Source organism: Rhodococcus sp. (in: high G+C Gram-positive bacteria) (assembly GCF_049299235.1).
Classification (GTDB): Bacteria; Actinomycetota; Actinomycetes; order Mycobacteriales; family Mycobacteriaceae; genus Rhodococcus.
This window is the reverse complement of the sequence record NZ_JBAQXC010000309.1, coordinates 1-9,621: the sequence shown is the minus strand read 5'-3', so window position 1 is coordinate 9,621 and position 9,621 is coordinate 1. Positions and strand designations below refer to the sequence as shown.

The 9,621-nt window shown below is 63.0% G+C and carries 4 protein-coding genes; all 4 read right to left on the bottom strand.

Annotation, left to right across the window (positions count from 1 at the left end):
* Positions 1 to 1,604: 1,604 nt before the first annotated feature.
* The 4 genes from WAX14_RS18875 to WAX14_RS18860 all read right to left on the bottom strand — a co-directional run bounded on the left by WAX14_RS18875 (position 1,605) and on the right by WAX14_RS18860 (position 6,076).
* Complete coding sequence (locus tag WAX14_RS18875; RefSeq protein ID WP_422629580.1) at positions 1,605 to 2,399, bottom strand: hypothetical protein; 795 nt, start codon at positions 2,397 to 2,399, stop codon at positions 1,605 to 1,607.
* Entirely contained in the window at positions 2,400 to 4,274 is a 1,875-nt protein-coding gene (locus WAX14_RS18870; RefSeq protein ID WP_422629579.1) for a hypothetical protein, read from the bottom strand.
* A gap of 159 nt (positions 4,275 to 4,433) precedes the next feature.
* Complete coding sequence (locus WAX14_RS18865) at positions 4,434 to 5,366, bottom strand: ParB/RepB/Spo0J family partition protein (protein ID WP_422629578.1); 933 nt, start codon at positions 5,364 to 5,366, stop codon at positions 4,434 to 4,436.
* Positions 5,366 to 6,076 carry a ParA family protein gene (locus WAX14_RS18860; RefSeq protein WP_422629577.1) on the bottom strand — a complete coding sequence of 237 codons (711 nt, stop codon included), beginning with the start codon at positions 6,074 to 6,076 and terminating at the stop codon, positions 5,366 to 5,368. Before WAX14_RS18860 ends, WAX14_RS18865 begins: the two co-directional genes overlap by 1 nt.
* Positions 6,077 to 9,621: the final 3,545 nt, after the last annotated feature.

Genomic DNA, 9,621 nt, shown 5'->3' with positions numbered 1-9,621 from the left:
CCGGGATTACGAGACCCGACCCGATCATCATGAGGCGATGGTCCACGTCGCGATGATCGCCACGATGTCACGTCGGCTTGCCCGTTCTGCTTGACCCTCGACCCGGAGTTTTCAGATGCACTCTTACAGAGTCCGGCTCACCGCACCGGTCGACGATCTCGCGGTAATTCTCCTCGCTCCCGCAATGCCACAATCCGTGTGCGCTGAGGCTACGCCCGCTCGAGGAAAACACGCGGTACGCCAAGCATCGGATTCGCGTGGAGGTTGTGGTGCCGCTGCGATGTGCGCCACGCAGTCGGTGTCGGGGCACCCCCCACAGTTCCAGTACGTCAGCAATGGATCCTGCTCTATACGGACCTCTGGCATCTGCTTTGTGGGTGCTCCGGAGGTGCTCTGGGGGTTGCCACGGAGCCGCATCGGGTCTCGCGACGCCGCGGTGCGGACTGAGGTCCACGTGCGACCCATTTTAGGCACCCGACCTGGCATTTGACCCGGTTCGAGGCCGCGAAAAGGTACACATTGGGAAGTATCTCTCGCGACGGCTCTCGCGACGGCTCTCGCGACGGCTCTCGCGACGGCCCTGGCGACGGCTCTCGCGACAGCTCTCGCGAAGGCCCTAGCCACGAACCTCGCCGCACCCCCTGAGACGGACCGTGCTCTGGCAATCTCCACAAAGTCCACTTGGATCTGCGCTGGCACGATAGTGGCGTTCAGATTGGCCGCATTCTCTGCTCCTGAATTCGGCGCAACGGCAAAATTCGAGGGCGATAGGAACGGACACAACCTGATCGTGAGGACGGACTTTTTCTGCTCCGTCCACCCGCATCCGGATGGTCATAGATGCACCGCCATCGACTTCACCGCACCTTCTGTGGTCGACTCATTCGGTGATCACAGTGGGTACGTGATCGTCGGCGCGGTACGGATCGGCTGTAGTGGCGAGTTCACACTTGTGCGACTCGATTCGTTAACCGTTCGAGTCGCCGCCGCCGGCGCGGATCAAGCGTCGCTCGGTGTGACCGTAGGTCGCCGTGGCGAGGCTGCGGTGTCGCAGCTGTCTGTGCCCACACCGATTTATCCCGCTCCTTCCGCTAATTGGTTGACACGATGCGGGTCGATCTTGTTGAGGTCTCGGTCAACGACTTCTGGATGATGGCGTTCTCTGATTGTGCAACCGAGACCATCCTCGATCGCCATTTTTACGCAGTCCGACCGACCAATTTTCTGGCTCCGACGCTGATCGCCAGTGACATGCGGAGATCGTCCTACTCACGTATTTCACGCGCTATTTCGTATCGCGGTCGGGATGGCAACGTCCCTCGATCCTGTCGTCTCGATCTGGCGGCGTAGCAGAATTGTGTGAGTAGTCGGCGGACAACGAAATTGCGAACCCGACTTCCTTACCCAGTCAGTGTGTGGGCGGGCTTGCAGGTCCAACGGCAAATTGGCTGCAGACAATTGCAGAAATCTGCGTCCGTGCGTCCCGGCGTACGGTTCGGCCAGATGCTCACCGATCGTCACGAAAATTACATCCCAGCGCTCCGCAGGATCTGTCGACTGCAAACGTAGAACCGAGTACGACAGTGGTTCATCGCGAGCTCAATTCAGTGCCAGGTGACGTCGAGCTTGTCGATGACATCGAAGTGGAATCCGAACTGGTCCCCGTAAACATCGAACCCCTTGTTCTCCGGATAGTCTAGGGTGGCATGACGCTCGAGGATCGCCACCACCCGAGCCTGATCATCGTTGGCCAACGCCGCAGCCAACGCCTGCGACTCTTCAGCACTGAACGGGACGTCGGAGTTCCCGAAGTCCAAGGTGCGAGTGCGATAGTCGTACCCAACTTCGTCACCGTTGCGCACGTGCACCCGCCCGGTAACACGGATCGTGGCGACCTTCGGTGTCCCGTCGGGCTTGAGAACACCGGCCTTGCGCATGATGTCCGTCGCCTTCGCGGCTTTGAGCTTGGACTTCGCGTCGTTGCGCAACTCGTTGGTCCTACCCGACAGGTACTTGCGCACCGACGACGGACTGCGACCGATCTTCTGCGCCACGGCGTTCACACCACCGAGACGGGCGATCGCGGCGCGGCGCTGCGCCAACTCCGCGGTCCGCGCATCGGGAATGCGATTCTGCTGCGCCCACCGGCGCAACGTCCGGCCCGACGGCGAGGTACGGCCGGCGTCGATCGCGGCCTGCCACAACCCGTCGTCACCGATCTCGCTCCGCAACTGCTTGACCGACACCTTCGACGTCAGACCGGCCAGACCACTACTGGTTTCCTGCGACTTGGCGATACCGTCGGCCGCCGCAGCCGAAACCGTCACCTTCATGCCGTCGAGACCGGTCGTCCTCTGCGGCACGGACCTCGACCGAGGCTTCGGCAAATGCAGCGCCATCTACTCCCCCTCGTCGGTGTCGGTACCGTAGGCCGCGGCGATCGCCAACCGCATCTCGTGGGTGGTCTCGGCGGACGCGAACGCCAGAATCATCTCGTCCGTCAGCCCCACCTGCTTTTCCACGCTCATCTTGCCCAGAGCCGTACTGTCGTCGGCGATGTCCTGCCCCTCCCCCAGCAGATACACCCACGAGTCGGTCATGGTGCGGATCGGCCAACGCCCGGTCTCACGGGCGATGCGCATCGCGACCCGGCGCCCCCGCCACCGACAATGCGCCATGATCGCCGCCCGCCACAACGGCTGGTGATGATGCTGCATCCGGGTGGCGGTCCACATGTCCGGGTTGACCATCCGCCCGACGTAGCCCTTGTAGCAGGCCCCGAGGAAGCGTTTCATCGCCACGTCCCCGGTCTCGACCGCGACGGTGCGGGCTTCGCGCAGGACCTTCGCCCACTTGTCGAGAGCCCGGCCCTGTTCTTCGTAGACCCACGCGTCGGTGACGTCGAGGTCGTCGATGTCCAGGCCCATCCCGCCGTCGGCCACCGGCGCGCACAACCCTTCCAGACTCACCGTCGTGATCCAGGTCCGTACCGGCTGGTCGTGCAGCATCGCCGGGTGCGGCAACGGCAGCTTGCCGGGCAGCGCGTACTGGTCTGCCGCGGGCAGGGTGACACGCCAGATCCCGAAGGGGAGTTTGTCGGTTGATGCTGCGTCGGCGGCATCGGCGCCGACCAGGTTGCGCACTCGGCCGTACCCGAACGAGAGCATCCCGGCCGACGCCAAATAGGCGGCGCGCTGGTCGATCGTGACCAGCCGGGACACCCCGTCGAGATCATCGTCGTCGGGCATCCGGGACCAACCGGCGGCCGGCTCCAGGTCACCGCGGGGCCCGCCGTCGATCGGCGGAACCGGACCCGCGGCGGTCACGACGATGCCCTTGCCGGTCTGAGTGCGTTCGCGGCGGATCTTGTCCAAGATCGCGGCCCCAGTGCGGGCCGGGGTGGGGCCGGGCAGGGTGCCGAGATGTCGGGCGGACCAGGCCAGACGGCGGCCGAGCTCGCGGGCGGCGGGCAGGTCGTCGTCGGGTAGGTAGGTGCCGGCGGTCGGTGATCCGAGGATGCCCATGTCACCGACGCGGTTACCCCAACCGAAGTCTTTGTTCCAGTACGTCCACACGTACGGTTCGAGGATCAGGTCCACCATCTGGGTGGCCTTGCCGACCTGGCGTGTGAGGTGCACGACGAAACCCGGATCGCCGCGCAGCTCCCACCCCGCGGCGATGAGCGGCGGCAGGGTCGCGGCGACGGCCTGCGTGAGGTCCGCGGCCGCGCGCTGGCGCAGCTGTTCGAGGTCGTCGACGTCGTCTTCGCTGCCGGGGTCGATCTCCCAGCCGAGGCGGGCGCAGGAGTCGATGCCGACGAACCACACCTGGGCGGTGAGTCCGTGCGGGGTCAGTGCCGCCCAGTGGATCAGTTTGTCGAGTTTGTCGATGGTGTCGACCGGGCCGGTCAGTCGTGCGCCGGAGGGGCTGTAGGTGGCTTCTGCGGTGACGATGAGGGCGTGACCGTCGGCGTCGGTGCTTGGGGGGAGGGATTCCCAGGGTTTCGGGCCGGTGTTTCCGGTCCCTGTCGTTATTCCGGTGTCGTCGCTGGTTTCGCTTGTGTCTGTGTCTGTTTTGGTGGGTGAAAGGATCCCGGCCGGGTCTACCACGGCGCGAGGTTCAGCGGGGTCAGGGTCTTTTGGATCAGTATCGATCCGGTCCGATTCGGCGGGTGCTGGCGCACCGGGTGTGGCGGGCACGTCGGTGTGTTCGATGTCATGCGCGGGTTCGGGTTCGATATCGAAGAGTGTGAACTGTTCGTTGTTTCTGCTCATCGGGGCTCCGCAAGGATTCGCATGAGAGTGTGGCCGCGTCCAGTCCGCGCAGCGCGATCGACAGCGCTGGTTCGGAGGTTGCTGCGGTGGATCATCCCGCGACAGACCGGTGCGAATCCGGTTGGCCGCGGGATGATCCGGTCCATATACGAAGGTCGGTCAGTGCGGACCGAGAGCGTCAATGAGGGCGTGTAGTTCGGCATTGGTGTAGTGCCTGCGCGCCGCGGCTGCCAGGACCCCCGGATCGACCGCCAACTTCTTCAGGGCCTGCACCACTTTGTCTGCGGGTTCGGCCGTTGGTAATCCGTCGGGGTCTTTCCGATCGGACGCGTTCGGCTGGGTATCGGTCGACCCCGACCCGGGTTGATCCGTGTCCGGGTTCTGTGCGGCCTCCCACGCGGCGACCTGTTCCTCGAGCGGCACCCTCGCGAGCGAGCGGGCATGCCGAATCGCGAGATCCCCCGCCCGCAGCGCAGTCTGCAGCTCCGGCGCGAGTTTGAGTAGGGCGCGGCGCTGCGATACCCAGCCTTTGGAGCGACCGAGTTTCGTCGCCGCGGCATCGGCGCTACCGAACTCGGTCACCATCAGCTCGACGGCCTTGGCCTCTTCGAGAACATCGAAGTCGCGTCGGTCAATGTTCTCGCTGGTCGCCGCCCAAAGGATTTCTCCCCGGTTGACAGCGATGCTGTCCCGGATGACGACATCGAGACCGGGGCGGCCGTACTTCACCGCTGCCGCGAGGCGCCGGTTGCCGTTGACCACGATGTACTTCGCGGAACCGACCTCGGCCTCGTCCTCGGGCCACAGCTTCAGCCACGCGGCCCGGCTGACCGCGGTGCCGGGCTGGAGCTGCCGTTCGGTGATGGTCGACAGTTCCGACAGGTCACCGACCTCATCGCGGGGGTTACGTGGGTTGGCGACGAGCTCGGCGACCGGCACATCGGCCAAGAACTGCCCGTCGACCGGCTCGGTGCTGACCGGCTGCGTGGTGGCGGCTTTGGGGGCGACGGTGCGCTTGCGGTCGACCGGCGAGTTGTCCCCGACCGCACCGACCAGCGACGCGAAGTTCGCCCGACCACCCTTCGGGGCCATCAGCGGCCGCCGTCCGCGAGTTCGAGGCTGAGTTTGTAGAAGTCCTCGCGGGCCTGCAACGAGACCCGGTTGGCTTCGTACTCGGTGACTACCCGGCCTTCCGCGGCGGCGCGGGTGTGCACCTTGTAGTGCCGGATTACGGTCCGGGCGAGAGGCCAACCGTTGGCCTGGACAAACTCTCGAGTCTGATCCAGGTCGACCTTGCCGTCCCGCGGATCCCAATTGTTCACCACGACAATGAATTTCTTATCGAGAGGTTCGAGGACCTGCTTGATGGTGCGGGCGGTCGGGTCGAAGCACAAAGGTTCGGGTTCGATCGGCACGATTACCAGGTCCGCGACTTCGAGGACGGCTCGCAGGGCGTCGCCGGAGGTGCCGGCGCCGAGTGCGTCGGTGCCGTCGTCGTTGCCGGACAGGTCGATCCAGCCGGGGGTGTCGACGTAGACGTGTTTGATGCCGGGGAGTTTGTCGAGGTTGCGCAGCACCTCGAGGTTGTCGTGGACCTGGTCGATCAGGAACGGGAGTTCTTCGACGCGGGAGGCCCACCATACCGCGGAGCCCTGAGGGTCGACGGAGATCGCTGCGACAGGCGACTGCACGTCGTCATCGTCACCGGAGGTAAGGACATCCGCTTTTACTGCGGCGAGATTCATTGTCAGGGTGGATTTTCCGACTCCACCCTTTTGGTTGAGCATGACGTGCACAGTCATTGGGTTACCTCCGTATGCTTCACCCCTCGCGGGGCTACTTCGGACTTGCACCACCACGTTCCGATCGAGGCGGCGATTGCGCTTCCACTGTAATAGGTTTGAGACCAATTTTCGTGGACTACGACACTCTGCACAATAGATCCGCCCGGGTCTATTGTGCAACTCGCCAGTATGATCCCGAGCATGGTCCGATACCTGACGTTGCACGAGTTCGCTGACCGTGTTGGGATTGCATACAACACGGCGAAGGGCTATCTACGCAAAGGTGTTCTGCCAGAAGCAGATGCAGAGATCGGACCGAAGCTGGGCTGGCTTCCGGAGACCGTGGACGAGTGGGTGGCGAGTCGCCCCGGGCGCGGACGATGGGGCCGCGACGATACTCCCCCGCACTGATATTCAATCTCCTTGGCGCCAAAAATTTCTCGAACCTGTCGGCGTGTCGTGGCGAAATCTGCGGCAAAGTGTGCCGCACGACCGCTTCGGCCTACCCCCAACGAATCTCGACCCTGGGTTTACCTTCGGTTATTTCGTCACAGTGACGTATATCTGTCAGTGTGGATCAGACGCATATCGTGTCCGCCGCTCACAAAGCACGTATTTGTGCTACCAAAATGAGTAGGTGGCCTGGCCGTCCCGACGTACTTCCAAAGGTGAGCACGTCGTCCCCATCGATGGTCTCCTGACACCACGATTCGACCGCAGGAAGGCATTCCATCGGTATACCCCGGTACACTGTGACTCCCCATGGGAAGGCGACGATGACTGCTTGAGTCGACCACCCCTACGTCGTCCGTCTCGCAAGTGCGCCTGCTTGTTTCGCAGCGTCCACCGAGACATGCTCCTGACCCCGGATACTTCCCAGTTCGCGCCAGATCCTCACAGGTTACGATCCCGCTCGGGGCCCATCTTGCTCAGGATCTGAGCTATACCCTGAACGATGGAACCGATCAGGGCCGAGTGCGCATCCGGGAACACGCGCGAGGATGCCGAACAGCGCACGAAACCGTTCCCGACGGGATCGGTTCTTGCCGTCAAGCGCTCTATCCCGTCGAGCGACGTCGTCCTAGAACACGTCACTGCATAGTCCATACCTTTCCTCTACAGTCCAGTGCTGGGTATGCGCGCGACATGCACCGTCCGAGATCAACTGCCGGACGGCAGTTTCCCTACCCAAGTGGCGTGGCAGTGCGAGGAGAGTAGCCGGTTCATCGCGGTAGACTGGTCCTCATCCATGCCCCTGCTGGCCTTATCCACCGGCAGCGAAGCGACTGCAGTACCGGGCCCGATGCGCCAACCCGGCACCATTCTCGATATCCCGTCGGCAAACTCCAGACCAAATTTCCGGCTCCGACTCGGGGAGCGCTTCGTCCTCAGCTTTGCGCCCCCGCATCCACAGAAGCCGGGGGGTGCTCATGTAGCCGGTGCGAAAAGCCGTCATAAGCGGGGGGTGAAAGGACTCAACGCGGCTGGCACATCCGAATCGGGAACACCACCGGTTCGTGAGGTCGACAGGTAGAGGTCGACATCCTCAGCGTGGTTTACCGCGGTAAACCAAAGGAGCGCTTCTGCATTGCGGCAAGGACAGCTGTACATGGGGTTACCCTCGACCGAGTCTGCAGGTTTGCTGCGGATCACCGCTCCAGTTCACGCCTCAGGCCCATCGTCTGTGGTCGCGGTGCGCGAGAGCACCGAATCAGAGGATGCCCCTCCCCCGGTTTACCGTGGTAAACACCTGACCCGCCTGTCGGATCGAGTTGGCACCGGACTTCCACCTCAGCCCCCGTGCCCGCCTCCTGGAGGCCCCGCGATACACACTCGCACACTTCGGAAATCTATGTGGAGGCACAACCAATCACGAACGGGAGGTAACGGACTTGACGGGGTTGGCGCGTCCCAACCCGCACCCACCACCGCGTCGTCAGTTGACAAATCAAGGTCGGCATCCTCGACGTGGCTACCGCCGTAGACCAACCGCATACTCTCGACTTGAACTTTCCCTCGTCGGGTTCCGCCGAATGCTGCGGTGAGCGGATTCGGCTCGCGACGTCGCGAGTCCTACTCTGCCCCGGAGTCGAGTTGGATCGCTAGATCCGAGAACATCCATCCTCAGCTTCGGCTGCCGCTCCTCCGATTTACCGCAGTAGCCATCAGGCAGACTTGCTCACTCAGGCCCGACGTGGAGCTCTTCAGGGATCCCATCTCGACGCATGCATCTCCACGAGCCACCAATGCGTTTACCGCGGTAAACCATCGCCAATGGTCCCCCATTGAGGCAGGCAACGACCGTGCCTTCAAGATCGCAACGGTATCCGGTCGTCGCATCTGCCTACCACGAGGATGTAGCCAGAAACCGTGACAGTCCTGTTCCCACGGCACCTTCAGCCGGAGCCGCACGAAGACGCTCGTCGCCGCGATGGTTTACCGCGGTAAACCGGCCGTCATCCGCGGTAGGCATCGTCCTCACGAAGGGTCGCCGCTCGGGAAGTCGGTGCCGATGAGGCGGCGATGAGAGGCCCTCATTCTGCTTACCGCGGCAAACACACTCCCGACTACGTTTCTCTACGTTCCTACTCGTGACACTTCGATAGCAGAACTTCTACGAGGTCCTCGCCCATCGTACGGATGCACTCGACGATTTCCGGGCGGCGACAGCGTTTACTGCGGTAAACTGACGGCTCGCGCGACGCCGACCGTCATCCGGCTCCAAACTTAGGCAACTCCGGGCGTAGTCGATCCACCGCGAGCATGGTGCGGTTTACTGCGGTAAACCGAGCGAAAGAGAAGCGCGGTTCCGCGCCGATACCGGACCTGAGCAACTAACCCCGTCGGCATCCATCTCCGTGGTTTACCGCGGTAGACCACGGACATCCGGTGTGTGCAGCATGGCCGCGAACCCATGAAGATTCTGGTCGGGTGCGGGATCAGCCGGTCGGCAGAGGCATTGGACTCGGCCCTGATTCGATCCTTCGACACCACCAACAGAATGCGAATGCACACGATTCAATGACGCGCTGTGGGTGTAGGCAGGACGACGACCCATAGGTTTCGGAGCGACGGAGCGGTCATCGGAATCGTTTACCGCGGTAAACAATAGACCGTTGCACGCAAGTAGATCGACTCTCCGCCACGTTCCAGAAGGGCATCGGATAGTGGCCTGCGCGTGGTTTACCGTGGTAAACCACCATGTCGGAACGGAACCGCTCCTGTGCTGTTGACGCACTCGGGCACGACAACAGTAGAGGCTGCTGGACGAATCCTTGACTAGGTGGTCATGCGTCGCGGAAATCCAACTCCGGCAGCACCTTGGTCAGAAGGTCCTCTTTCGATCCGAGGTGTACATGACCGGAAGCTTTTCGGGGTCGTGCGGCACTGATCCGCCAGCAAATTTACCGCGGTAAACCAAGAACACCAGGGGGCGTTGCCCAGCGGAACGCTAACGCGCATCCGTAGGTGCACTACTAGTTGCGATGTCGGGGCCGACGTGCGACACGCGAAGACCTCCTGTCACCACCGGTTCGCGGCCGAGTCACGTACCGGCGTGATTT